Consider the following 25,900-nt stretch of genomic DNA (forward strand, 5'->3'; position numbering starts at 1 on the left):
ATTAAATTTCGTCAAAATTAATATCAACATCGTCTAAGCCAGCCGCTTCGGCTTCTTCCGCCAAATACTGCCGATCAATCATCATGATAAATGGATAGTAAATTAAAATTCCAAGCACTAATTCAAATAATTGGAGGACTGACCCTGTCCAACTCCCAGTTGAAAGCCACCCAGAAATAATCGGTGGTGTTGTCCATGGCAACATAACGCCATTTGTATACGGTACCCATCCGAGTTGGAATACAATCCCTGAAATCAATGTATTTAAAACCGGTACGATAATGAATGGAATTGCAATAATTGGGTTTAAAACGACTGGCAAACCGAAGATAATCGGTTCGTTAATCCCGAAAATACCGGGGACAATTGCCAACTTACCCAATTCTTTGACACGTTTTGACTTGCAGACGGTTAACATGACGATTAAGAGTGAGAGGGTACTCCCACCGCCACCGTATGTGGTGAAGATGTCAATAAATTGTTGGGTGAAAATATGTGGTAACTGCGTATGATTCTGGAATGCTGTTAAGTTATCTTGCGTCAGAACGAAGAAAATTGGTGACCACACACTGTTGGTGATAGTTGGACCATTAATCCCAAAACACCAGAGCAACATTACGATGAAGTTATAAAGCAATACAGATGGCAATGAGTTGCCGGCACCTTTTAACGGTTGTTGCAGTAACGTGTAGATGAAATTGTAGGCCGTTTCGAAACTCGAAAGGCTAAAACCAATTCGAATTAAGAAGAAAACTAATACCACTAAGCCACTCGGTAGTAAGGCATCGAATGATTCACTAACTGCAGGTGGCACACCATCTGGCATCTTAATTCGCCAGTTGCGTTTAATCGCAAAACGGTAAATTTCAACACTAACTAATGCGATAAAAATCCCTAGGAAAATCCCGTTAGGTCCCAAATACATTGTTTGAATGGCACCGATTGATTTTTTACCAACGGTGACAACAGTTGGTGTCAAAATTAAGAATGAAATAATAGCAATTGCACTGGTATGAATCGCTTGTAACCCTCGGTTTTTACCATAGGCATAGGATATCCCAAAACAAGCAACCCTGTAAAACTAAACACTGAATTAGAAACAGCACTAAACCATTCTGTCCAGTGCGGCCCTAAAATCCCACTCCAAAATTCAGTCCAACCAGGAATTGGAAGATTCCCAATCAGTAAGAAAATCGATGTCACGATAATCAATGGCGTAATGATTAAGAAACCATCTCGCAATGATCGGAGTACAACATTATTCCCCAGTTTAATCGTAACCGGCATCAAAATCTGTTCGAGTTTCTTTTGCATCGGTTTTGCCTCCTTTTAATAACAATATTGGTTAATAAAATCAGTAAAATCAGCGCCTTCAACCTTCATTTTGCATAACTGCAATGCGTGGTCGATTGAATCCGAAAGACCAGTACCACCCTTTTTAGGCATCTTCACAATCGTTATTTGATCTTGATACTGTTGAATTAAATCGGCATTCTTTTCGATCGCGGTCAGCCCAACAACCGGAATTGTTGTTTCTTTTTGAATAGTAGCTGCTAATTCACACGCCATCGTCGAAAAGTCCCGATAATCATAGGTCGGTCCCGCAATCACAACGTCTGCACCCATTTTCTCACTCATCTTCGCAACTTTCCGATTCACTTCGGCTTTGTTTGCCTGATAATAATCAGTTCCGCAATAAAAGGTCCCGATAATTTCAGAGTCCATTTTTTTTAATGCCTTATCGAGCGTATCCGCAGCACCCATCGCTAATTTTTTTCCACCTAAAGGGGTATCCCCTTTTTCCTTACCACCTAATCCAGCTTGGATTTGATCCAACAAGACAATTACTTTCATTTAAAACCCTCCTTTTAATGTTCACGTTGCAAGATGTTATGGAACGTGTATTTATCAGCACGATAATGCGAGTTATCATAAAGAATTGGATAACCGTCCATTGAATACGCACCGTGTGGGCTAGAAAAGCGGGTTGCCCTGGAGAGGTCTCAAGTAAGTCACTTAAGCCTTTTTCCAATACGACTGCTTCGAGTTCTTGATTGGCATACCCGATTGGGATTGTTTTTTGCTCAATCAAGCGGTAGAGTGACCCTTGTGCCTCATGGGCCGTTAATTCTGGTAGAATTTTTTGTTTCAGATAGATTTGTTCGTGGGTCATCGCTTCACCGTCTGCCATTCGCAAGCGTTCAATCTGCCAAACTGGCTCCTGTGGTGCTAAATCTAACTTGTAGGCCACATAGTCCGGATAAACGATTGTCCGGCGTAAATCTAACACCCGCGTGCTGACATCCAATTGAAACTGTTTGGCTACTTCGGTAAAACCAACTAAACCAGATGAACCACTCAAAATTTTACTTTGTGTTGCAAGTACATAGGTGCCACGATTTCGATCGCGTACCACGACATGTTGTTTAACCAATAGATCGATTGCTTTGCGAATTGTTAGCCGCGTCGTTGAAAATTGATTGGCTAAATCCGTTTCCGATGGTAATTTCTGATGGATCCCATAGACCCCTTTTTGAATGTCATCTCGTAAGGCTTCTGCAATTTCAACGTATAGATACTTAACCATTCCAACCACTTCCTCTATTCAACTGGTGCTTTAATCCGTTTCGCGTAGGCTTCAAGCCATTCTGCTGAAATGGGTTCGATCACCGTCGTTTGACTTGGCCCTGGATTAGCCATAAAAATTTGTGGTGCCGCATCTTGATTGCCAGCTGCAAACGTAAACTCAACGTTCGTCGCCACGCCCCATTCACCTTGATTATTTAAGGCAACCAACGAAAACTCGCCAGCTTTGCCGTAGCGTTTTTTTAATTTCTCAACAAACGGATAGACTGCTTGATCACACGCTGCTTGTGGTGATAAACCGGTCCCCATCAGGCGCACAATCTCATATGAAAGACAGCCCTTCATTAAATCTTCGCCTAACCCAGTAGCGGTTGCGCCACCGATTTCGCTATCCACGTAAAAGCCACTGCCAGATAATGCAGAATCACCAGTCCGCCCTGGTTTTTTCATAAATAATCCAGAAGTTGACGTCCCCGCTGCCATACCGGCAGCTTGATTCAAACTAACCATGCCAACTGTATCGTGACCATCATATGGGCTAAGATTTTTTTCGTTAATTTCTTTAATTCGTTGCATCCAGATTTTGTGTGCGCGTTCGGTCAACATATTACGGCTTTCAAAACCGTTAAACATCGCATATTGTGACGCTCCCGCACCAACCAAGAAACTATTAAAATGATCGTCACTTAATTGACGCGCAACTGAGATTGGGTTCTTCACATCACTAATTCCTGCAACAGCACCAATTGCAAAAGTGTTGCCATCCATGAATGCCGCATCCATCTCCACTAAGCCTTGCGCATTTGGCAAACCACCGTAACTGACCGATTTAAAGAAGGGGTAATCTTCCACTTTTTTGATAGCGGTTTCAATTGCATCCGTACTTTGCCCACCATTTTTTAAATCAGCCATCGCTTTTTGAATCCCTTCAAAGGCCATTCGCCAAGTCCCAATCATTGCATATGTCATAACTCTCATCTCCACATGTAAGCGTTTTAATAATCACGGTATAATCAAAATTATATATACAATCAATACTTTTTTTGAAATAAAAAAGCCACCGCAGTGACTTTTCATTTAAAGATAGAGGCCAATCAACATTCCCACTAGCCAAAAACCGTTAAAGACAATTAGATTCTGAACCGCTGTACCAAATACAACGCGTTTTTCCTGACTCTTCTGTAATGCAAACCCATTACGTAACAAAGTTGGGCCACTCGCAAAAGCTAGCGCTGCTGGCCATGGATATAATTTCAGGCCAATCCCAACAATAATCACCACGTAACAACTATACGCACTAAGTTGATAAAGTTGAATGCCGCGCTTTTGACCAATGTAACTGATTAATGTGTGCCGCCCATTCTCTAAATCGACTGTGTAATCACAAATATTGTTCATTAACATCAAATTAGCAATCAGGAAGACAGTTGGTAAACTCGCCACAAACACCAAAATCACATTCAGCCAATTCAGTTGGAATAACATTAACGGCCCATCAAAGCGCAAATCGACCAACTGATCCGCCGGAACGTTGACATACACCGTCAAAAAGAAATTACCGAACCCTAATACCAGACTCGATAACAACTCACCCAGTGGTAATCGTGAAATTGGGAATGGGCCGTAAGTATATAAAATCCCGATTAAGATGAACAGAACACTGATGGCTAACACAATTAAATTTGTGCGCCAGACCAGAATCAGCCCCAGAACGGTTGCCGTACTTATAAAGCCGATCAACCAGCGTAAAGCAACCTTAGGGGCAATATTTTGTCGTCCTAATGCACTGGTTGATTGCTGGAGCGTTTCATTTTTAGCGAGGTGAAAGTCGTTGTAATTATTCCATCCCGTTGTGAAGACATCAATTAACACCAATGCACAGAAGTACAACACGGTATTGATCGGATCAATTTGGTGGAAATAATACAACGTAAAAAAGAACCCAGCCATAAAGGGAATCACGCTACCAACTTTAGTGCGTAATTCGATAAAATCTAAAAACGCCTTAACAGACATCTATTCCGCCTCCGATAACATTCAATAGTCCTATTCTAACAGAGAATGTCTAACAAATAAAAAAAGAGTCGGTTGGAACAAAAGTAACTTTTGCCCTAACCGACTCTTTCAACAGCCGAAATTTGATCATCTAACCATGTTCTATCTGAACAGATCGCATACGCTGTTTGATTCTATTTTGTTTTCAAATCTTCAATCGAATTAATATTCGTCATATACTTCGGTACAGCTAAACCGACCTTAGCACCCTCTAAGTTCGGACCTAAGTCTTCAATCTGACCTTTGTAATCCTTGTAGTATAAACCAGAGGTCTTCGGTAACCATGCGGAAACTTGTGCATCGGCTGCTTTAGTTGCGACTGACGCCCACATCGGTTGAATTTCCATAGCTTGAATCGTTGGTTGATAACCTTGTTGACGTAAAACTTCAGCCACCACGTTAGTTGAAGCGATTTCTGAATCCCAAGCCACATAGGTTAACTTAATTTTCGTGCCATGAACCTTTTTAACACCCTTAGTCCACTCAGCAACTTTTTCTGGATTGTCTTGAATCCAATCGCGCGCCGCCTTATCAGGTTCAACACCGTCATTGACTTTAAGCATTACGGTCGACATTTCCTTTGGCGTCCAATGGAATCGATCTAAGATGGTATATGCTTCTGGCATATCCTTCTTTAGCCCCTTACGAACAACCGTATTAATGTGTTCAGCTTGACCAAAAACATTTTTGGGGTCTTTTAAAAACTTGATTGGATATTTAGTAAACATCCAATGTGGTTGCCAACCAGTAATGACGATTGGGCGTTTATCCGCAATCGCTTTGTCTAACGTACTGGTCATTGCCGCAGTTGAGCTGGTTTGCAACTGCCAGTTCTGATCATTCAAATGATACTTGTTAATTGCAGTTTGTGTGGATGCCATAATCCCAGCACCCGCGTCAATTCCGGTAATCGTGTAATTAATTTGACCGCCTAATTTCTCATCGGTAGCGTACGGCTTAGTTTGCGAACTGCAGGCCGTTAGAAGTGTGACGAGCCCCACTAAGGTGAAAAAAGCTATTAATTTATTCTTCTTAATCACTGAATCCCTCCTTAATGTTTACGTTGCCGGTTCAAAGCTTGGGTTAAACGATCAATAATAATCGCTAAGATTACGATTGCCAAGCCGGCCGCAAAACCGCCCCCAGCATCATTCCGGCCAACAGCAAAGTAAACTCGTGTTCCTAAGCCCATTGCTCCAATCATTGACGCAATCACGACCATTGATAAGGCCAACATCATACTTTGGTTAACCCCAGCCATTAAGGTCGATTTCGCCAATGGTAATTGAACCTTAATTAACTTTTGCCATTCAGTTGAGCCATATGAATCAGAGGCTTCGATCAATTCGGTTGGCACTTGGCGAATCCCAAGGTTTGTCATACGAACCGTTGGTGGCATGGCAAAAATCACTGATGCGAAAACGCCCGGGACCATCCCGATACCAAAGAAGGCAACGGCTGGAATTAAGTAAACAAATGCCGGCATTGTCTGCATGAAATCTAAGATGGGTTTAAATATTGCCTGGGCAATATCGCTTTTGGCCATCCAAATTCCAAGTGGCACCCCAATTACGAGGGAAATCAGACTCGAGGTTAACACTAACGTTAACGTTTGCGTCATATCCCGCCAGAAATCAAGGTTCCAAATCAAGAGTAGGCCGAGGACTTCAAAGATAATTAAACCCCATTTTTTGGTGTCGCGATTCGCTAAATAAGTGACGCCAGCGATAATCACGATGAATAACCAGATGGGGATTAAATCAAACACCCATTGGAAAGCGTTGATAATTCCGCCAATAAAATTCGTTAAACCATTAAAAAAGCCAGTAAATTGTGTCAGCCAATCGACAAAGTGATCCATCCAATTGGCAATTGGTAATTTAGCAATCGTCATTAAATTAAGCAAAATGGTTCACCTCGTTTCCTGCAAGTGCCCCTAAGACGGCCCCGCGAATAATAATCCCACGTAATTGTTGCTTATCATTTAAGACAGCAAACGGAATGCCCGTTTGCGAAATATCATCTAAGATATCAGCAATTGGTGTCTCTTCATCGGTTGTTGGAACTTCAGTATTCACGATTGATTGCAAATCACGACTTTCTTTGCGGACTAACTCAAGTACATCACGCGCATCAATAATCCCAACTAACTCACGTTTACTGTTGACAACGTAAGCATTAGAAACTTCATTTTCACGCATTCGTTTTAAGGCCAAACGAGGGCCATCTTTTTCAATATTAATAGTCGTTGGGCGAATCATAACGTTGCCGGCCGTGTAAACTTTACTACGATCAACGTTTTCGATGAATTTCTCTACATACTCGTCAGCAGGCCGTGTCAAGATATCTTCCGGTGTCCCGGTTTGAACGATTTCCCCATCCTTCATGATCATGATGTGGTCGCCGATTTTGAGCGCTTCATTTAAATCATGACTAATAAAGATAATTGTTTTGTGCATCGTTTCTTGCAAGTCGAGTAGTTGATCTTGCATGTCAGAACGATTCAATGGATCAAGCGCAGAAAAAGCTTCGTCCATTAATAAAATCTCAGCATCATTCGCTAATGCACGCGCTAAACCAACCCGTTGTTGCATCCCACCAGATAATTGTGTCGGATACTGATCGCCATAACCATTTAAACCAACTAAATCGAGTGCTTCATTCGCTTTTTGTTCCCGTGTCGCCTTATCAATGCCTTGAATTTCAAGCCCATAGGCTGTATTTTCAAGAATCGTTCGATTTGGAAAGAGCCCAAAATTTTGGAATACCATGCTCATCTTTTTACGCCGGACTTCACGTAATGCCTTCTTATCAATCTGCATTAAATCCTCGCCATCGATTAATACACTACCTTCAGTAGGCTCAATCAACCGGTTGATCATCCGAACCAATGTTGATTTACCACTCCCAGATAGTCCCATAATGACAAAAATCTCGCCAGATTCTACTTCAAAGTTAGCCCGGTCGACACCGATTGCCGCACCTGTTTCCTTTAGAATCGCTGCTTTTGATTTTCCTTGTTTCAGTAATTCTTTGGCACGCGGCACGCGCTTACCAAATATTTTTGTTAGATTTTTGACTTGTAATTTGATAGTCATAGAATCCCCCTTTGATTTCATTTTCTGAAAACTATATCTAAAAAGTATACAGGTTTATTGTGAAAGTTGCACACCGTCCACTTTTATTCTCATTTTATTCTAATGTGATAGTTAGGTAACCAACTTTCTTTAAAAATTAAAAAATCGCTAGAGGGGGCTTTATGTTAGTCTTTAAAAATCAGATTAGTTCTAAAACGGAACCAATCTGAAAATGCAACTATTTTCCTTTGCACATTAAAATTAAATGAGAATTAATCCTTTCTAAAATTCACAAGCCCTTAATTAGGCCATCAAAAAAAGCGTTGACCAAATCGGTCAATGCTTTTAAAAAATTTAGCCATGTACTGCTTTTCGTTGATAGCGATGATACAAAGCAAGGGCCATAATCGTAAAGACAATCGGACCAATGACCATCCAGAAGGCATCTAAATATTGACCTTCTAACATCGGTTGAATAATCGTAAAGGCAATTCCGAAGACAAGGACTAAGTCGACCACAATCGTCACCGCCTTAACAGCAACTGGTGATTTAAAGAATTCGTAAGGCCGTTCCAAATCTTTGCGTGCCTTGAAATATGGAAAGGCAGTCACTAAAAAGAGGTATGGCAACGATGTTGAAACGTTAGACATCAAAGTCAAGACATTATAGAAGTCACCGGCAGCTTTACCACCAAATGAAATAACCGCGATTAAAATGCAGACTAATAATGCTTGCGCCCACATTGCTTTTTCAGGCATGCCATGCTTGTTAACTTCTGCAAAGCCGTTCGGCCAGAGTGCTTTAGGTGTCCCGAGTACAAATGACTTTAATGGTGAATAAATCAAGACGGCAAATGCGCCTAAGTAACTGATAAACATGATTAAACCGGTAATCCGAGCAAAGGTTGTTCCAATCGTCATCGCAACGGGTGTCGTCATCCCAAAGGCATGGCCGAATTGATAACCCAAGTTTTGCATAAGAACATAAGTAATATTGCCCATGTTAGCTTTATTCCCGCTCAAGACTTGTTGCCAGTTCGTTGAGATGCCCCACATAAAGATTGCAACCGCGTAGATTAATGTAATGAAGACTGTCGCAATCATTAACCCTTTAGGGAAAGTCTTTTCAGGCTGATCTATACTATCGGTAACACCGCCCATGGCTTCCATCCCCGCGTAAGCAAAGATTGAGAAGACAACAAATGATAACATCCCAATTGGTGTTTGATAGCTACTCATCGGACTCTTAACAAAGGTCGTCGTCCCATGAATCGGTTCTGCCAAATGAAAACCCGTTTTAAACCAAATCGCCACACTAATCACTAAGAATGCGGCAAATAAAAAGGCAACGGCCATCCCACTGAATGACGCAAACTTTTGAATCTTATCAACCCCACGACTTGATAGGAAAGTTAATAATAAAATCCAAAGAATTCCTAAGACACCGACCACTTGAGTGCCATTCATCCCTAATAAATGCCAGGTTGCTGTTTGATCTGAACCTTGGAGGAACGTTGAAAACGGCACCCACACTTTAGCAGCTGTTGACACCATCCAGACAATCCATGACGCTAACCAGATGAACGTCCCGATGAAAGCCGCCTTTTTACCAATGGATGCTTCTAACCAAGAATAGATGCCCCCGCGTGATTCTTTCAAAGAAGAACCAAATTCAGCAAACATTAATGAAGTTGGTAAGAAAAAGAAAATTGCCGCTAAGATATACCAAATAATGCTGGCATAGCCCATTAAGTAGAAAGCAATTGTGGTATTCGCAAAGCCGAAGATTGACCCAAAAATCATCAATACGAGACCTTGAACGTTAATTTTTTTTGATTTCGCCATTTCAATAAGTCCTTTATAATTGTATTAAGTAGAATAAATATACAATTCAAAGGGCATAATGTCAATTATATTTGAATAAATCTACCGTTTCCAGCCTTTTTATTCATGTATTCATAATTATATACAATTTACGCCACAAAAAAAGACGTTCACGTTTAGCGAACGTCGATTGCCTTATTTAATGTTGGCAACCTTAGCGACTTTGCCACTATTGACACTCGCGCTAATTTCCCCTTCTTGACCGTTATTGATAACAAATTGATCGGTTGCTTGACACCGTGGGCAAGTTGTTTCAATTTGAAACTTAGTAGAGCCATCTGAATTATCTTCTAGTGCTGTCTTCGTCGTGATTTCCATCGCTGGATGTTGGCACTTATAGCATTGAAAGACAATAAAACGCCGTTCTACAAATTCATCTGCTAAACTCATGTGATTCATCCTTTCAACTAGCTTATTTAAGTTCATTCTAGCAGTCTGCTATTTTTTAGGGTACCTTTTTGCTCACGTGTCGTTTTCTGAAAGCATCCCTTAGAAATAAATCAAAAGGCGAACGATTTTAAAGTTTAAAAGTATTATGGTATGTGATATACTTACAACACACCATCTAGAAGGAGAGGTTTAAAAGTTTGCCAATCACACTAAAAGTAAGTTATTTTTCTGCAAATTCACCAAATTCTAGTTCATTTCACGAAGATTCACTGATAGAAATCAGTGATAATGGTCAAATCACAAACATTATTCATCAAACGGCGTCAGAATACTCTGAGCGATTATCAGCTGCACGCCAACATGACCACTTAATCACACTCGCTCCCGGACACTTCTTGTTACCAGGCTTTATCGATCTACACAATCATGCGCCACAATGGCCACAAGCTGGAATTGCCCTTGATCGCCCTTTAGCTGATTGGCTCAATCATTATACCTTTCCTCTTGAAGCGCGCTACGCCGATTTAGATTTCGCCACACCTGTGTATCAAGACTTAGTGACCGAAATGCTCGCTAACGGCACAACAACCGCCCTATATTTCGGAACAATTCACAATTCTGCGAATCTACGACTCGCAGAAATTTGTTCCCAAGCAGGGCAACGGGCTTTCATCGGAAGTGTTGCGATGGATAATCCAGATCAAACACCAGACTATTATCGTGATGCTTCTCCTGAAGAAGCCATTAATAAAACACAAACTTTTGTTCAAGCAATTCAAGATACCTATCGTAATGGGTTCATTCAACCCGTCATTACCCCCCGCTTCATCCCTAGTTGCACAACTGAAACACTTCAGCAATTCGGTCAACTTGCACAGTCCCAACACATCACCGTTCAGACACACTGCAGCGAAAGCGACTGGGAACACGATTATGTACGCGAACGTTACGGCCATACAGACTCTGAGATGTTGCAATCATTCGGATTATTGAATCAACATTCGGTATTAGCACATGCAACACAACTGACAACTACTGACCAAAGTATCATTAAAACCGAACAAGCAGCGATTGCGCACTGCCCTATCTCAAATGCCTATTTTGGTAACGGGATTCTCCCCGCACACGAGTTACTTAATCAAGGCATTAAAATTGGGCTTGGCAGTGATATCGCCGGTGGTTATACCCCTAGCTTATATGCCAATTTGCAACAAGCCGTAACGGCCTCCCAAATTCGACAAGACGGGGTTGACGCCACCATTGCGGCTGACCAACGCGGTGTTGCGAACAGTCGGATCAGTGCTAAACAAGCTTTTTATATGGCAACCGTCGGTGGTGCAACTAGTCTTGGCATTCAAGCTGGTGCCATTGAATCGGGATTGCTTGCTGATTTTCAAATCGTTCAAGCGCCACCACGCTTTGCAAGTCTTACACCAGATGAACAACTCGAACAACTTTTATTCCGCCACACCAAACACCAAATTAAGGCCGTCTACGTTCAAGGTAAACTGGTCCACGAAAAGGAGCACAACTGGTATGAATGAACAATCTCAAAAATTAATGGTCGGTCCTGACGAGCCGATTTCGAATCAAGAAGCTGGCTTCTTAGGACTACAACACGTTTTAGCAATGGATGTCTACGTTCCCCCCGTTATCATTGCCGGTTTATTGGCGATGGGTCTTGATGCAAAAGCCGGCTTAATTCAAGCGACATTCCTTGCTGCCGGGATTGGTACGATTCTTCAAACCAAATTTTTTATGAAAATGCCTGTTTCCCAAGGCCCTTCATTTGTTCCAATTGGGGCAATCGCCGGGATTTACTTTGCTAGTGGTGCTAAAGACGGCGGGATGGCAACGGTGATTGGCGCTTCAATTGTCGGTTCAATTCTGTTAATTCTTCTCGGCGTCACCGGCCTCTTCCAAAAAATTATTAACAGCTTAGTCCCCCAAGTCGTCGGTGGCACAATCATCACCATCGTTGGTCTTTCACTGATGCCATCTGCTTTAGGTGATAACATTTTCAAAGCACAGGGCAATATCAATGAGAACTTACTCCTGGCTGTTGTGACCGTCGCCATTCTAATTCTTTGTGTTTCGCTAGGTATCTACTTCCCTAAATTACAAAAACTCTTCAAAGTTAGTTCCATCATCATCGCCTTATTAGGCGGAACTGTTTTAGCAACCATGCTTGGTAAATTTGACTGGCAAAGTGTGAACGAAGCGAGTTGGTTTAGCTTGCCAAGTTTCACCGCATTCCACTATGGTATGCACTTTTCGATGACAGCAATCATGACCTTCGTCATTATCTACGCCGTTTTAATGACCGAAACGACCGGGACTTGGTTTGCAATGAGTGCCGTTACGGATTCGCCCATCAGTAAGAAACAATGGAATCACGGGATTATCGGTGAAGGAATTAGCTGTTTAATCGCTGCACTCTTAGGCGGCTCACCAGTTACAGGGTATGCAACTAACGCCGGCATTATTTCAATCACCGGTGTTGCTAGTAAAAAAGTATTCGTTTCTGCCGGGATTTGGTTTATCATCTTCGGCTTCTTTAATAAATTAGCGGCCTTCTTATCAGCGATTCCAGCCCCAGTTATTGGTGGGATTTTCGCCATCATTTGTTCAACTATCATGCTCAACGGGTTAAATGTTATTCGCACACTACACACTCAAGAACGTGATATGTACATCATCGGAATTCCAATCATTCTATGTATCGCCATCATCATCATGCCACAATCATTGGTGAAAGCAACGCCTCAAATGATCCAATACTTACTTGAATCACCAATTTCGATTTGTGCGCTTGCCGCAATTATTCTCAACTTAATCTTACCAAGAGACAGACAAATTGCGTTTAATTAGACTGAAATAAAAAGAAGCCCCCTGATAAAAAAGTTTATCAGGGGGCTTCTTTTTTCGTAAATGTATTTCCCGATTGAGACAGCACACTTTTTTTAAACGTGCTCCAGCAGGCATATTCCTGTGCTTAACCAAACTTGTCGCATCGGCGATTGCAGACAAATCCAGTTAATACTCGAAATATAAACGCCTGCTTGCGCACTCTTTTAGACACTGACCATTCGAATCGTCATGATGTTCTTATTCATCGAGATATCTTCCACAATTTCTGCATATTGCATTTCCCGGGGAATTTCGATGCGATAGACGTTAGTGTAAATCGTATCACGTTCGTTTTGCGTTACTGAGAAGTTCACATCGCGAATTTGAATCTGATGTTGTTCAAAATAGCTCTGAATAAACTCCTTGGTTTCCAATTTATGCTTATACTTAATTTCGATTTTTTTCAACGTATTGATGTGAATAATCTTTTTCAAGAAGACAATCACGAAAATGACAAAGACCGCACTGATCACCGCAATTTGATAGTAGCCCATCCCAATTGCAAGTCCTAATCCCGCAGTAGCCCAAAGTGAGGCCGCCGTCGTCAATCCTTGAATCTTGTGGCGGGTGACAATAATCGTTCCAGCTCCTAAAAAACCAATCCCACTGACAACTTGTGCAATCAGCCGTGCTTGATCAGAACGAATAGTGGTACTAATCGCACTATGCGCTAATGCAAATTGAACGTTTTGCGCTGCGATTTCCTGCTGAATCATCGCAATCACACACGCACCAATGCAGACCAGAATGTGTGTCCGCATTCCGGCTGGGCGGTTCTTATATTCCCGATCAGATCCGATAATCCCAGCAATTAAGGTTGCCAGTAGCAGTCGAATAATGATATGCACACTCGTTACTTCAAACAATAAAATCCCTCCAAAATAATACCTTATCTCTAGTCTAGCATACCGAACAAAAAAAGCGCTCGTCAATCCATATCAATTTACGGATTAACGAGCACCTATTCATTAGCCAACTAGGCCGATTGTTTGTAGAATCAAATAGATATTTAAAAGCGTCAACACAATTGTGACAAACCATGCCGTATATTTCACCCAAGGGCGGTTAACGAATGGGCCCATGATTTTTTCATCACTCGTGAACATTGTCAATGGAATCATCGAGACTGGCAATGCAACACTCAAGAAGACTTGTGAGTAAATCAAGAGGTTTTCAACTTGTGCTTCGTTCCCATGGTAGTAAACCGTGAAAATAATAACAGGTAAGATTGATAACCCACGGGTAATCACCCGTCGTGCCCACAATGGAATCTTCATGCGAACGAAACCTTCCATGACGATTTGTCCTGAAAGTGTCCCTGTGATGGTTGAATTTTGACCAGAAGCTAATAAAGCAACGGCAAAGAGTAAACTCAACATTGGGCTAGCAATGCTCCCAACAATTTCTTTGTTTTGTAAAGCATTGAATAAGTCAACGAATCGTCCTAAATCACTGTTAGTTCCAAAGAACATTGCTGCCCCTAAAACTAAGAGTAAACAGTTAACGATAAATGCGACTGATAATTGAATGTTTGAATCAATGACTGTAAACTTGATTGCTTTCTTCTTTTCGGCGTAATCGTCACGGTCATATTGACGTGCTTGTGCGATTGACGAATGCAAGTAGAGATTATGCGGCATAACGGTTGCCCCGACAATCCCTAATGCCAAGAATAGCATCTTCTGGTTGGTAACAATCCGTGTACTTGGTACAAATCCGCGCATTACGTCGCCCATATTTGGTTGCGCTAGAATCACTTCGTATAAGAAAACGAATAAAATAACGGCCACCAAGGTTGCGACAATCGCTTCGATCTTCCGGAAACCAAGTTTCATTAATAGTAATAATAGCAAGACGTCAAATGCGGTAATTAAGACACCCCAGAGCAATGGGATGTTGAAAATCAGTTCTAACGCAATTGCGGAACCAATAATTTCGGCGATGTCGGTCGCCATAATTGCTAATTCGGTGACAATCCAGAGAAAAATCCCCATCTTTTTACCGGTTTTGGCCCGCGTCATCTGCGCTAAATCCATTCCGGTCACAATTCCTAAACGCGCTGCCATTGCTTGTAATAACATCGCAATTAAGTTTGATACTAGGATCACACTGATCAAGGTGTATGCGTATTGCGCACCACCGGCGATTGACGTGATCCAGTTCCCTGGATCCATATAACCAACGGCCACTAACGCACCAGGTCCCATAAAGGCCATCAACGTCCGCCAAAAACCAGCGTTCTTGGGAATCGCAACCGTGTTATTAATTTCTTCAAGACTCGTGCCATCAGCATAGTGTATGAATTTCTCATGCTTTTGTTGATTAAGTTCACCCTTTTGTGAATCTTCTCGCTGCTTCTTATCCATATAAGTACCTCTTTCTCTTCGATTGAGTCGTTCAACTATTAGGATTCAATGACTTTGATTTTAGGATGACCTAACTCTAATCGTCTCCAGTGTTCAAATTAATCCTTACCCATTCTATCATATCTCTTTGATGTTGTCCCTGAACAAGATTAAAAAAAAGCTGTTTCTCAGCGTTTTTTTAGGTAACCGATTACAAATAATTGCCCACCTTAAGTGCTATTAAAAATGACGTTGACTGTCTTTAACAGCCAATGTCATTTAACTTTTATTTAGACGACTAAACTTAATAGTAAAACGCCAATTAACCCAACAATCGAAATCAATGTTTCCAAAACTGTCCAAGTTGCAAGGGTTTCTTTGACACTTAAATCAAAGTATTCCTTGAACATCCAGAACCCGGCATCATTCACGTGAGAAGCCGCTAAACTGCCGGCCCCAATTGAAAGGACCATCAGTGCAGGGTTCACACCGGCTGATTGCATTAGTGGTAAGACCAAGCCCGCCGCCGTTAAAGGCCATTTGATAAATCGTGGTGACAGCCATCAAAATGACTGGGAATAATGAGGTTATGACACTAATTCCAAACCCCGGTGTTTCGTCTAATTTAAAGGTTTTCTGAGGCCCAAGTGCCGTCAGATTACCTTGGCGCGCGAACGCATCTGATACTAAGCGTTTTGCAATCTTAATGAATAATGGACCGGCAATAATCACTGAAGGGATCGCAATTAAGACCCCATATAACAATACGTGACCAGCATTTGCCCCTAAAGCTGAGGTAATTGCTGTTGGTGCTGGATGGGGTGGCAAGAACCCATGTGTGACAGAAAGTGCTGCAGCCATCGGAATTCCAAGGTACAAAATTGACACACTTGCTTCGATTGCAATCGCAAAAACGATTGGTACTAACAAGACCATCCCAACTTCAAAGAATAAGGCAATCCCAATGATGAACGAAGCCAACATAATTGCAATTTGAAGTCTTTTTTACCGAACATATCGATTAAGGTATGCGCGATTCTAAACGCGCCACCAGCGTCGGCAACTAACCGCCCCATCATGGCACCAAAGCCAAAGACAATTGAGAGCTCACCAAGTTGACCGCCAATCCCGTTTTGAACACTGGTTGCAATGTCCGTTAATGGCATACCTAGGCCAACCCCAACGGCCATTGCCGTTATAACTAAAGCGATAAACGTATTGATCTTAAATCGAATAATAAGGGCGAGTAATAAGATAATACCCAATAATAGGACTACTAATGCCATAATTTTCCCTATTTTCAATAATGTTTGCGCTATCATAATATTGTTAAAAGTAACTGGGCTTTCAGACCCAGTTCACTTCGTTACTCTTTAACTTGCATATGTTTGCGTTGGAAGTCAGCAATTGCGCCGTATTCCGTATTTAATTCCCGTGTTAAGCGAATCCAGATTGGTAATAGTTCGCGATAAACTTCAAAGTTGGCTTCTTCTGGATGATGCACATTCGTCACACCAACCATTTCTTTGACAGCTGATAGATCATCCACTAAGCCTAAACTATACATCCCTAAGACAGCAGCACCTAAACATGAGCTTTCGAAACTTTCTGGAATCGTGACGTCTTGTTCAAAGACATCCGCCAACATTTGGCGCCATAATTCTGAACGGGAGAAGCCACCCGTTGCCTGAATACTCTTTGGTTTACCTGCCACACCTTCAATCATCAGCATCACTATGTATAAGTTATAAACGATGCCTTCAAGCGCTGCACGCACCATGTGCGCCCGCGTATGTTGCCGCGTCAAACCGAAGTATGTTCCACGTGCATCTGCATCCCAGATTGGTGCCCGTTCGCCACCCAAGTAAGGATGGAATAAGAGTCCATCTGAACCAGCCGGAATTTCTGCCGCAATTTGTGTCAAAATATCGTATGTTGAAACATGCATTTGTTCAGCCGTGATTTTTTCAGGTGCAAAAAGTTGATCGCGCACCCAACGGAAGACAATTCCCCCGTTATTGACCGGTCCACCGACCACCCATTTATCCTTGGTTAAGGCGTAACAGAATAACTTACCGTTTGGATCAACCACTGGATGATCAACAACCACTCGCACGGCACCGCTTGTCCCGATAGTAACGGCGACTACGCCTGGATCAATTGCATTTACCCCAAAGTTTGATAAAACCCCATCGCTGGCGCCAAAGATAAATGGCACTTCAGCACCAATGCCGGTTAATTCACCATAGATCGGGTCAATCCCTTTAACATAATCCGTTGGTTCGACTAATTCAGGTAGTTGTTGGCGTGTGACACCAGCCACTTCAAGGGCTTGTTGATCCCAATCTAAATTAAAAATGTTGAACAAGCCGGTTGCTGAAGCGATTGAATAATCCATTTGATACGTATGGAAAAGTTTTTGGAAGACATACGTTTTAATATCGATGAATTGACTAGCTTGGTTGAACAATTCGGGTTGCGCTTCTTTCAGCCAAATCAGTTTTGAAAGTGGCGCCATCGGATGGATTGGTGTGCCAGTGTGTTGATAAATGGCTTGGCCCAACCCATTTTCTTTCAATTGTTGACTTGCTTTAGCAGCTCTATTATCCGCCCAAGTAATTGCCCGAGTTAGCGGTTGATCATTTGCATCCATCAGAATCAAGCTGTGCATCGCAGCCGAGAAACTAACGCCCTGTAATTCGCCGGCTTGAACGTTGCCCTTGCGCATCACCTGTCGTAATACTTCTAACACTGCATTAAAAATTTCATCCGGATCTTCTTCTGCCATATCGGGTACGGTTTGATATAAAGGATAACCAACGTTTGCGTAAGCTTTAACATTCCCTTTTAAATCATATAAAACCGCTTTCGTACTTGTTGTTCCAATATCCGCACCAATCATATATTTCATCATAATTACCTCGTTTATGTGATGTTTACTGACTACTTATTAGGATACCACTTATTTCTTATCAACTGCATGGCCGCCGAATTCATTTCGTAAAGCAGCAACAACTTTACCAGTGAATGTATCATCTTCAAGTGAACGATACCGCATCATCAATGATAAACCAATGACCGGTGTTGGGACTTGTAATTTCAAGGCTTCATCTAATGTCCATTTTCCTTCACCAGATGAGTGCATGATACCTTTTAAGCCTTCTAAGTTAGGGTCTTTTGCAAAAGCAGATTCCGCTAATTCCATCAACCAACCGCGAATCACAGAACCATTACTCCAAACCTTAGCAACCGCTTCGTTATCATATTCAAACTCACCATGTGATAACACATCAAATCCTTCAGCGATAGATTGCATCATGCCGTATTCAATTCCATTATGCACCATTTTGAGATAATGGCCACTACCAGCCTTCCCGGTATAGAGATAGCCGTCTTTTTGAGCAATATCTTTAAAAATCGGTTCAATCTGTTTGAAGACTTCCGCGCTGTCACCGCCGATCATGAAGTTTCCGTCTGCGTTAGCACCGCTCATCCCACCAGAAGTTCCGACATCGAAGAAATGAATCCCTTTTGCGGCAAGCAATGCATTGTGTTGTTTAGAATCTTCGAAAAATGAATTACCACCATCAATGACAATGTCACCGGCTGTCAATTTAGTACTTAACGTTTCGATTGTGGCTTGTGTTGGCTTACCAGCAGGTAACATGCTCCACACAATTTTAGGTTGTGGCAATTGTGCCACCACATCATCAATATCCTTTGCAGGTAATGCACCTAAGCGGGTTGCTTCTTGAACCGCTGCTTCATTTAAGTCAAAGGCGACAACCTCGTGCCCATTACGTCGTAAGTTAGCGACCAAGTTAATCCCCATTTTGCCTAAACCAATCATTGCTAATTTCATCTTTGCCAGTCCCCTTATCCACAATTTCATGTCACTTTTATTAATGTCTTTATTATATGTAAATTTTTTTCTTTAATCAACCGTTTTTTAGAAAATAATTTTCTTCATTGTTTTTTATGCTATACTATCGATAACAGGGGGGCACTTCAATGACACAAAACATCGATTCCTTACTCCGTGCGTACTACACGAATTTAAGTGAAAAATACAAACAAATCGCAGATTACATCTTAAAAACTGAACATTTCAATCAAAGTTTAACGATTCAAGAATTTGCGGCTGACTGTGGTGTTTCAACAGCCACTATTTCCCGTTTCGCCAAAATGTTGACCTTCGCAAACTTCCAGGCACTTAAAATGGCGTTACTTGCTAAACAAGCAACCCCAACAGATAATCCACTCTTCCATGAAATTAGTAATAATGATGACTATCTGACCATGGCCGATAAAATTTTCGCATCCAATACTAATGCGCTCAAAGCAACTCGTTCACTACTGACTGAAGCGCAATTACGGCAAGCCGTTGATTATATCAATCAGGCCAAGCGCTTAAGTTTATTTGGCTTGGGCGCTTCTGGAATCGTCGCTCAAGATGGCTACCACAAATTTTTACGAACTGCGATTCCAACTTTTTACAGCCAAGACTACCATCTACAATTGATGCAGGCCACCCAACTCACCGAACAAGACTGTGCGCTGATTATTTCACATAGTGGTCAAAATAAAGATGCTTTAGAAATTGCACGCATCTTAAAAGAACGTCACGTTCCACTGATTGTCATCACCAGTTTTGGCAATTCAACCCTCGCTAAATTGGGTGATGTGACACTGTTGTCCATTTCCGAAGAAACCAATTACCGCGCCGAAGCACTACACGCGTTAATTGCACAAATCAGTATCGTCGATAGTCTGTTTATGATGGTCGCCGTTAATAATGGCCCACAAACAGAACAAAGTTTCAAAGCCATTCGGACTGAAATTGATCGGACTAGACAAAAATAAAAAAGCTGAGGTTGAAGAAATACTTCAACCTCAGCTTTTTTGCTGTTCTATTTTGAACATCTAAACGTGCTTTTTGGTTGCACCAACTTCCGCTTAATAAAAAATTGGTAGTCATCCTGAATTCTGGATAACTACCAATTTTTATTAATGCTCAGTTGCTGAACGCAACCAAACGCACTCTATTCTTAAACGTACTTTTTTAAACAGCTTCCTGCGCTTAACCAAATTTGCCAAATCGCCGATTGCATCGGTAATTCGTCAAATCCTGTTAATGCTCAGAAGCTACCCGTTTCAAACGTACTTTATTTAATTTCTGCTAATGTCTTTTCAAGGTGGGCTAGGACACGGTCTTTACCTAACAATTCGATTGAATCAGGTAATGATGGACCATGCATTTCGCGAGTCGTTGCAATCCGAATTGGCATGTACAATTGACGGCCTTTAATCTTCGTATCTTTTTGGATGCCTTTAATGATTTGCATAATCCGTGGTGCTGTGAATAATGTTAAATCTTTCAAGCGTTCGCTGAATTCCTTCAAAACAACGGGTGCTGTTTCGTTATTTAATTCTTCAAGCGCTTCGGCGTCTAATTGTTCAGGTTCTTCAAAGAAGACATCTGACATTTCAACGATTTGAGCTGTGTAGCTCATTTGATCTTGGTATAACGCAATCAAATGACGGGCCCATTCGATCGTTTTGCTATCAGGATTTTCAGCGATTTTACCCGCTTTAATCAAGCTTTCTAACGAAAGATCCATGATTTTGTTTGGATCTGATTGTTTAACGTATTGGTTATTCACCCATTCGAGTTTCTTTTGATCGAAACTAGCTGGTGATTTGCTCAAACGTTTTGGATCAAATTGTTTGATGAATTCTTGGCGATTGAACAATTCGCTTTCGCCAACTGGTGACCAACCTAATAGGGCGATAAAGTTAAACATCGCTTCTGGTAAGTAACCCAATTCGCGGTATTGTTCGATAAATTGAAGCACTGATTCATCACGTTTACTTAACTTCTTACCTGTTTCAGTATTGATGATCAATGTCATGTGGCCAAAGACTGGTGGTTCCCAACCAAAGGCTTCGTAGACAGCCAATTGTTTTGGCGTGTTGGCGATATGATCGTCCCCACGCAAGACATGGGTGATTTCCATCAAGTGATCATCAACGACAACGGCAAAGTTATATGTTGGCATCCCATCGCGTTTCATGATGACAAAGTCGCCACCTAAACGATCTGATTCAAAGCTGATTTCACCTTTAACAATGTCATCAAACTTGTAAACGTGATCCTTAGGAAGACGTAAACGAACAACTGGTTGTAAGCCTTTTGCTTTAGCAGCTTCTTGGCTAGCCTTAATTTCATCATCACTCATACCTTCGTATTCGTAGATGTAACGTGGTGCTTCGCCAGCTGCTTTTTGGGCTTCCCGTTCTTCAGTTAATTCATCTTCTGTTTTGTATGATTCGTAAGCTAATCCCTTAGCCACTAACTCTTCAATTAAAGGCGTGTAAATTTCGCGACGTTCTGATTGACGATAAGGACCAAAGTCACCAGGCTTATCTGGACCTTCATCCCAATCCATACCTAGCCACTTCAAATTATCTAACTGACTGTTTTCACCGTCAGCAATGTTTCTTTTCGTGTCAGTATCTTCAATCCGAATCACGAAAGTCCCTTTGTTGTGACGTGCAAATAAATAGTTAAATAATGCTGTACGAGCATTCCCGATGTGCAAATGACCTGTTGGACTTGGCGCATACCGCACTCGGATTTTATTTTTTGCCATAAAAAAAACGCCTCTTTCTAAAATTATACTTGTCTACTAGTTTACCGTTATTATGCCTAAAAATAAAGGCTCAGAGACCACTAATCCACAAAAAAAGAATCTAGGACAAAAGTATGTTTGTCCCAGACCCTTCTTCTGATAGTAGAATTCTATCATTTAAACGTGCTTTTTGAACCACCTTCCTGCGCTTAACCAAATTTGCCAAATCGACGATTACATCGTCAATTCGTCAAATCCAGTTAATGCTCAGAAGATAACCAGTTCAAACGCACTCTTCCACTTAAACGTGCTTACACTAACTGCTTTCTGCGCCTTGCTACATCAGTCACATCACCGGCTTTACCGGCAATCCGCCTGATTAGGCAAATGCTTAAAAGCAAACCGTTAGTGACGCACTCTCACCGCATTAACGGAGTGGTGTCCATTGCCATTCTTCAACTTCTGGTAAATCAGTACCTTCATTGCGAATGTATTGATTGTGTTTAGCAACCATGTCATCCATTGATTGTGCGAATTGACCAGCTTGATCGCCAAGTACGTCAACTGCAACTTCTTTAGATAGACTGAAACGATCCATTTGATTCAAGACACGCATGTCGAATGGTGTTGTAATATCACCATTTTCACGGTAGCCATGAACATGAAGGTTATGGTTGTGACGGTCAAAGAAGATATCACGTACTAAGCCTTCGAAACCATGGAATGCGAAGACCACTGGTTTGTCTTTTGTAAAGTACATGTCGAATTCTTCATCTGTTAAACCACGAGGGTCCACTTTAGGTGAACGAAGTTTCAATAAATCAACAACGTTAATGAAACGAATCTTCATGTCAGGATATTGTTTGTGCAAGATTGAGATTGCAGCCAAACTTTCAAGTGTTGGTTCTGTCCCAGCAGCTGCAATCACAACATCTGGTTCAGCATCTTGGTCTGTACTTGCCCAGTCAATAATCTTCAAACCATTCTTAACTAAGACTGTTGCTTCGTCAATTGAGAACCATTGTTGACGTGGGTGTTTTGAAGCAACCACTAAATTGATCTTTTCTTGGCTCTTGAAGACAGTATCCATTGTTGCTAACAACGTGTTAGCATCAGCAGGTAAGTATTCACGAATGAATTCAGGTTTCTTTTCAGCTAAGTGTGTTAAGATACCTGGATCTTGATGTGTGTAACCATTGTGATCTTGTTGGAAAACAGTTGATGTGGCAATCACGTTCAATGAAGGATACTTGTTACGCCATGCTTGTTCATCAGCCTTACGTAACCACTTGAAGTGTTGTGTTAACATTGAATCCACAACGCGCAAGAATGATTCGTAACTTGCAAAGAAACCATGACGACCAGTTAGGACATAACCTTCTAACCAACCTTCAGCTTGATGTTCTGATAATTGTGAATCAAGAACACGGCCTTCTGTTGCCATGTATTGATCGTTTGGTTCTTTGATTGGTTCCATCCATTGACGGTTTGTTGCTTCAAAAATATGGTTCAAACGGTTTGACATTGTTTCATCAGGGCCGAAGATTCTGAAGTTTTTATTTTGATCGTTGTCTTTGATGATATCACGAACATATTCGCCTAAAACAATCATGTCTTGCGCAACGACTTTACCGTGTTCCGAATTATCCACAGCATAATCACGGTAATCTGGTAAGCGTAATGGTTTAGGATCAATCCCGCCATTGGTGATTGGGTTAGCAGCCATCCGTTGATCGCCTTTAGGTGCAATTTCTGCGATTTCAGGTTTTAATTGACCTGCTTCTGTAAACAATTCTTCTGGACGGTATGATTTCATCCAATCTACTAATGCATCAACATGTTGCATGTCAGCACTGTCAATTGGCACTGGAATTTGGTGCGCACGGAATGAATTTTCGATTGGTACGCCATCCCATGTCTTAGGACCAGTCCAACCCTTAGGTGCGCGGAAGACGATCATTGGCCATACTGGACGAGATGAATCGCCGTTTTCACGCGCATTCTTTTGAATTGCTTGGATTTTTTCGATGGCTTCATCCATTGCAGCAGCAGTTGCTGGGTGCATCTTTTCAGGGTCGTCGCCTTCAACAAAGATTGGTTCCCAACCATTGCCTTCGAAGTATTTCGTTAATTCTTCATCACTCTTGCGTGAAAGAATTGTTGGGTTAGAAATCTTGAAACCGTTTAAGTTCAAGATTGGTAAGACAGCACCATCATTCTCAGGATTGATGAATGTGCTTGATAACCATGATGCAGCTAATGGGCCAGTTTCAGCTTCCCCATCACCCACAACAACAGCAGCAATCACGTCTGGGTTATCTAAAATCGCACCAACACCGTGTGATAATGAATAACCAAGTTCGCCACCTTCATGGATTGAACCAGGTGTTTCAGGAGCCGCATGAGAAGCAACGCCGCCTGGGAATGAGAATTGTTTGAATAATTTCTTCATCCCTTCAACATCTTGAGAAATTTCTGGATAGATTTCTGAATAGCTACCATCTAAATATGAGTTTGAGACCATCACTTGACCACCGTGACCTGGGCCTTCAACGTAGAACATGTTTAAGTTATATTTATTAATTGCACGGTTTAAATGAGCATATAGGAAGTTTTGGCCTGAGATTGTCCCCCAGTGACCAATTGGTTTTGCCTTAACATCTTTTGCTTCCAAAGGACGTTTCAATAGTGGGTTATCTTTTAAGTATAATTGACCAACTGAGATATAATTTGCAGCCCGCCAAAATGCGTCAACTTTAGCAAGGTATTCTTTGCTTGAATAATCTGTCATTTTAATAGCACCCCTTTTTAATTTTAAAAAAGTTCCTAATAGCTTTACTTTAAGTTCCAGTCGCAGCTTTTGCAACTTTGTTGTTTCTGACTACTCTCTTATCATACTAAACTTTTTAAAAAAGTCAACCATTTTTAATATTGGATCGTACCAATTTTTTGAATCTAAAAATAGCGGCCCTATTCGCGACCGCTAACCGTAACGAATGTATTATATTTCATGTATTGGTAGTGCAGGCGCATCGTTGAAAATTCAAACGGTGTCCCATCGTCTAAGAAGAAAATCCCTTCCATGATGCCAACTGGTTCCGTCGGTTTCAACTTTAAGTGCGCTTGATCATCATCAGTTGATGGTTCCGCGAAAATTGACAGGAAAGCGCGTGTGACTTCTTGATTTTTCTCGGTTTCCAAGTAGTTAAAGATTGAACTCGACACAATTTTTTCGGTCAATTCGGGCATTACCTTAATCGGAATGAAGCCCGTTTCAATCATGAATGGTTCATCATCAAACAACCGGAGACGCTTGATTTCGTAAACAAAATCATCTGGTTTCAGGAACAAGTCTCGTTGCAATTCCGCGCTCGGCTTGATGACTTGGAAATCTAATAATTTAATCCCCGGTGTCCGATTACCGGCTTTAAAACTGTCGGTAACCCCTAGGTTAGAGCCATTGTAATTAAAAAACGAGCCACCCTTTAAATAAAGTGGATTAATAAAGGTTCCTGAACCCCGTTTTTTGAAAATGATCCCTTGATTAGCCATAACGTTTAACGCACGTTTGACCGAGCTACGACTCACTTGATAGTGTTCAGTCAACGTCCGTTCATCGGGTAATTTCATTCTGGGAAATGATTCTGCGTTAATCGCTTTTTTTAAGTCCGCGATAATATTCTGATAAACTAAGTCGGCCATGCTAAACTCCTTTATAAATCATTTTATCTCAAGCTTATTATACATGATTCCTAAAAGTCGTCTACAAACAGTCCGGATAAATGAAAAATGCTTGATTATTTGGTAGATTGCAAATTTAATCCGAATTTTTGGACAAATTTGTCAGCATAACCTGATACGGTGTTTGCCAGTCAAGTATTTTAAGCGGTCGCTGGTTAATTTGGAGTAACGTCGTCGTTAAATCTTGAGCACTAATGTGCTCAAAACGAGTCCCTTTAGGATAAAAATAACGTAAATTCCGATTAAAGCGTTCATTACTACCACGTTCAGCTGGCGTATA

20 protein-coding genes and 3 pseudogenes are annotated in these 25,900 nt (G+C 41.5%); 3 read left to right on the top strand and 20 right to left on the bottom strand.

Going from position 1 to position 25,900, the window contains the following annotated elements:
* Position 1: 1 nt before the first annotated feature.
* From ACF1X7_RS03145 to ACF1X7_RS03190, 10 genes and pseudogenes are all read right to left on the bottom strand, one after another.
* Positions 2–1,314, bottom strand: a pseudogene (locus tag ACF1X7_RS03145) (PTS sugar transporter subunit IIC).
* Positions 1,315–1,329: 15 nt separating this feature from the next.
* Positions 1,330–1,854, bottom strand: coding sequence for a GrdB-related putative oxidoreductase (locus tag ACF1X7_RS03150; protein ID WP_004265127.1), 525 nt, complete (start codon positions 1,852–1,854; stop codon positions 1,330–1,332).
* Positions 1,805–2,587: a UTRA domain-containing protein gene (locus tag ACF1X7_RS03155; RefSeq protein WP_411162418.1), complete on the bottom strand. Its 783-nt coding sequence runs from the start codon at positions 2,585–2,587 to the stop codon at positions 1,805–1,807. Before ACF1X7_RS03155 ends, ACF1X7_RS03150 begins: the two co-directional genes overlap by 50 nt.
* 14 nt (positions 2,588–2,601) lie before the next feature.
* Positions 2,602–3,555, bottom strand: coding sequence for a N(4)-(beta-N-acetylglucosaminyl)-L-asparaginase (locus ACF1X7_RS03160; protein ID WP_411162419.1), 954 nt, complete (start codon positions 3,553–3,555; stop codon positions 2,602–2,604).
* A 108-nt stretch (positions 3,556–3,663) separates the two neighbouring features.
* Entirely contained in the window at positions 3,664–4,602 is a 939-nt protein-coding gene (locus tag ACF1X7_RS03165) for a UbiA family prenyltransferase (RefSeq protein ID WP_069468441.1), read from the bottom strand.
* A gap of 173 nt (positions 4,603–4,775) precedes the next feature.
* Positions 4,776–5,681, bottom strand: a complete 906-nt coding sequence (locus tag ACF1X7_RS03170) for a glycine betaine ABC transporter substrate-binding protein (RefSeq protein WP_039098336.1) — start codon at positions 5,679–5,681, stop codon at positions 4,776–4,778.
* Between the two features lie 11 nt (positions 5,682–5,692).
* Positions 5,693–6,535, bottom strand: coding sequence for an ABC transporter permease (locus tag ACF1X7_RS03175; protein WP_039098356.1), 843 nt, complete (start codon positions 6,533–6,535; stop codon positions 5,693–5,695).
* A gap of 4 nt (positions 6,536–6,539) precedes the next feature.
* Positions 6,540–7,739, bottom strand: coding sequence for a glycine betaine/L-proline ABC transporter ATP-binding protein (locus tag ACF1X7_RS03180; RefSeq protein ID WP_039098335.1), 1,200 nt, complete (start codon positions 7,737–7,739; stop codon positions 6,540–6,542).
* Positions 7,740–8,072: 333 nt separating this feature from the next.
* Positions 8,073–9,563 (bottom strand): glutamate/gamma-aminobutyrate family transporter YjeM, encoded by a 1,491-nt coding sequence (gene yjeM, locus ACF1X7_RS03185; RefSeq protein WP_064776892.1) that lies wholly within the window; start codon positions 9,561–9,563, stop codon positions 8,073–8,075.
* A 174-nt stretch (positions 9,564–9,737) separates the two neighbouring features.
* Positions 9,738–9,992, bottom strand: coding sequence for a hypothetical protein (locus ACF1X7_RS03190; RefSeq protein WP_039098333.1), 255 nt, complete (start codon positions 9,990–9,992; stop codon positions 9,738–9,740).
* A 203-nt stretch (positions 9,993–10,195) separates the two neighbouring features.
* On the opposite strand from ACF1X7_RS03190, the gene guaD reads away from it, so the two are divergent.
* Together guaD and ACF1X7_RS03200 are read left to right on the top strand one after the other, a co-directional pair.
* Positions 10,196–11,536, top strand: coding sequence for a guanine deaminase (gene guaD, locus ACF1X7_RS03195; protein ID WP_411162422.1), 1,341 nt, complete (start codon positions 10,196–10,198; stop codon positions 11,534–11,536).
* A complete protein-coding gene (locus tag ACF1X7_RS03200) occupies positions 11,529–12,863 on the top strand; it encodes a uracil-xanthine permease family protein (RefSeq protein ID WP_039098330.1) in 1,335 nt (444 codons plus the stop codon). The genes guaD and ACF1X7_RS03200 overlap by 8 nt, the downstream gene beginning before the upstream one ends.
* 203 nt (positions 12,864–13,066) lie before the next feature.
* On the opposite strand, the gene ACF1X7_RS03205 is transcribed toward ACF1X7_RS03200, so the two are convergent.
* The 6 genes and pseudogenes from ACF1X7_RS03205 to gnd form a co-directional block, all read right to left on the bottom strand.
* On the bottom strand, positions 13,067–13,768 hold the full coding sequence (locus ACF1X7_RS03205; protein ID WP_004265015.1) for an MgtC/SapB family protein: 702 nt from the start codon (positions 13,766–13,768) through the stop codon (positions 13,067–13,069).
* Positions 13,769–13,870: 102 nt separating this feature from the next.
* The gene (locus ACF1X7_RS03210) at positions 13,871–15,268 is read right to left on the bottom strand and encodes an Nramp family divalent metal transporter (protein WP_064776890.1); all 1,398 of its coding nucleotides are present in this window, start codon (positions 15,266–15,268) and stop codon (positions 13,871–13,873) included.
* A 269-nt stretch (positions 15,269–15,537) separates the two neighbouring features.
* Positions 15,538–15,750, bottom strand: coding sequence for a gluconate transporter (locus ACF1X7_RS03215; protein ID WP_004265114.1), 213 nt, complete (start codon positions 15,748–15,750; stop codon positions 15,538–15,540).
* Positions 15,671–16,569, bottom strand: a pseudogene (locus tag ACF1X7_RS03220) (gluconate:H+ symporter). Before ACF1X7_RS03220 ends, ACF1X7_RS03215 begins: the two are co-directional and overlap by 80 nt.
* 44 nt (positions 16,570–16,613) lie before the next feature.
* Complete coding sequence (gene gntK, locus ACF1X7_RS03225; RefSeq protein WP_064776889.1) at positions 16,614–18,158, bottom strand: gluconokinase; 1,545 nt, start codon at positions 18,156–18,158, stop codon at positions 16,614–16,616.
* A 51-nt stretch (positions 18,159–18,209) separates the two neighbouring features.
* Entirely contained in the window at positions 18,210–19,109 is a 900-nt protein-coding gene (gene gnd, locus ACF1X7_RS03230; RefSeq protein ID WP_039098326.1) for a phosphogluconate dehydrogenase (NAD(+)-dependent, decarboxylating), read from the bottom strand.
* Between the two features lie 149 nt (positions 19,110–19,258).
* Here gnd and ACF1X7_RS03235 point away from each other — a divergent pair, with 149 nt between their 5' ends.
* On the top strand, positions 19,259–20,110 hold the full coding sequence (locus tag ACF1X7_RS03235; protein ID WP_069468442.1) for a MurR/RpiR family transcriptional regulator: 852 nt from the start codon (positions 19,259–19,261) through the stop codon (positions 20,108–20,110).
* 302 nt (positions 20,111–20,412) lie between these two features.
* Here the strand turns inward: ACF1X7_RS03235 and gltX are convergent, their stop codons facing one another.
* From gltX to ACF1X7_RS03255, 4 genes and pseudogenes are all read right to left on the bottom strand, one after another.
* Positions 20,413–21,900, bottom strand: a complete 1,488-nt coding sequence (gene gltX, locus ACF1X7_RS03240) for a glutamate--tRNA ligase (protein ID WP_064776887.1) — start codon at positions 21,898–21,900, stop codon at positions 20,413–20,415.
* A gap of 406 nt (positions 21,901–22,306) precedes the next feature.
* On the bottom strand, positions 22,307–24,670 hold the full coding sequence (locus ACF1X7_RS03245) for a phosphoketolase (RefSeq protein WP_221276750.1): 2,364 nt from the start codon (positions 24,668–24,670) through the stop codon (positions 22,307–22,309).
* A gap of 179 nt (positions 24,671–24,849) precedes the next feature.
* Positions 24,850–25,581, bottom strand: a complete 732-nt coding sequence (locus ACF1X7_RS03250) for a GntR family transcriptional regulator (protein WP_411162420.1) — start codon at positions 25,579–25,581, stop codon at positions 24,850–24,852.
* Positions 25,582–25,696: 115 nt separating this feature from the next.
* A pseudogene (locus ACF1X7_RS03255) lies at positions 25,697–25,900 on the bottom strand (IS30 family transposase); the annotation flags it as partial.

Source organism: Latilactobacillus sp. VITA-14 (assembly GCF_046580785.1).
GTDB lineage: Bacteria > Bacillota > Bacilli > Lactobacillales > Lactobacillaceae > Latilactobacillus > Latilactobacillus curvatus.

Bases quoted from the DNA above. Each gene is read 5' to 3' on its own strand.
- ACF1X7_RS03180 (WP_039098335.1), bottom strand. From the start codon at position 7,739: ATGACTATCAAATTACAAGTCAAAAATCTAACAAAAATATTTGGTAAG.
- gnd (WP_039098326.1), bottom strand. From the start codon at position 19,109: ATGAAATTAGCAATGATTGGTTTAGGCAAAATGGGGATTAACTTGGTC.
- ACF1X7_RS03175 (WP_039098356.1), bottom strand. From the start codon at position 6,535: ATGACGATTGCTAAATTACCAATTGCCAATTGGATGGATCACTTTGTC.
- ACF1X7_RS03160 (WP_411162419.1), bottom strand. From the start codon at position 3,555: ATGACATATGCAATGATTGGGACTTGGCGAATGGCCTTTGAAGGGATT.
- ACF1X7_RS03245 (WP_221276750.1), bottom strand. From the start codon at position 24,670: ATGACAGATTATTCAAGCAAAGAATACCTTGCTAAAGTTGACGCATTT.
- ACF1X7_RS03155 (WP_411162418.1), bottom strand. From the start codon at position 2,587: ATGGTTAAGTATCTATACGTTGAAATTGCAGAAGCCTTACGAGATGAC.
- gltX (WP_064776887.1), bottom strand. From the start codon at position 21,900: ATGGCAAAAAATAAAATCCGAGTGCGGTATGCGCCAAGTCCAACAGGT.
- ACF1X7_RS03215 (WP_004265114.1), bottom strand. From the start codon at position 15,750: ATGCAATCAGCCGGTGTGAACCCTGCACTGATGGTCCTTTCAATTGGG.
- ACF1X7_RS03235 (WP_069468442.1), top strand. From the start codon at position 19,259: ATGACACAAAACATCGATTCCTTACTCCGTGCGTACTACACGAATTTA.
- ACF1X7_RS03165 (WP_069468441.1), bottom strand. From the start codon at position 4,602: ATGTCTGTTAAGGCGTTTTTAGATTTTATCGAATTACGCACTAAAGTT.
- gntK (WP_064776889.1), bottom strand. From the start codon at position 18,158: ATGAAATATATGATTGGTGCGGATATTGGAACAACAAGTACGAAAGCG.
- ACF1X7_RS03250 (WP_411162420.1), bottom strand. From the start codon at position 25,581: ATGGCCGACTTAGTTTATCAGAATATTATCGCGGACTTAAAAAAAGCG.
- ACF1X7_RS03150 (WP_004265127.1), bottom strand. From the start codon at position 1,854: ATGAAAGTAATTGTCTTGTTGGATCAAATCCAAGCTGGATTAGGTGGT.
- ACF1X7_RS03210 (WP_064776890.1), bottom strand. From the start codon at position 15,268: ATGGATAAGAAGCAGCGAGAAGATTCACAAAAGGGTGAACTTAATCAA.
- ACF1X7_RS03200 (WP_039098330.1), top strand. From the start codon at position 11,529: ATGAATGAACAATCTCAAAAATTAATGGTCGGTCCTGACGAGCCGATT.
- yjeM (WP_064776892.1), bottom strand. From the start codon at position 9,563: ATGGCGAAATCAAAAAAAATTAACGTTCAAGGTCTCGTATTGATGATT.
- ACF1X7_RS03190 (WP_039098333.1), bottom strand. From the start codon at position 9,992: ATGAGTTTAGCAGATGAATTTGTAGAACGGCGTTTTATTGTCTTTCAA.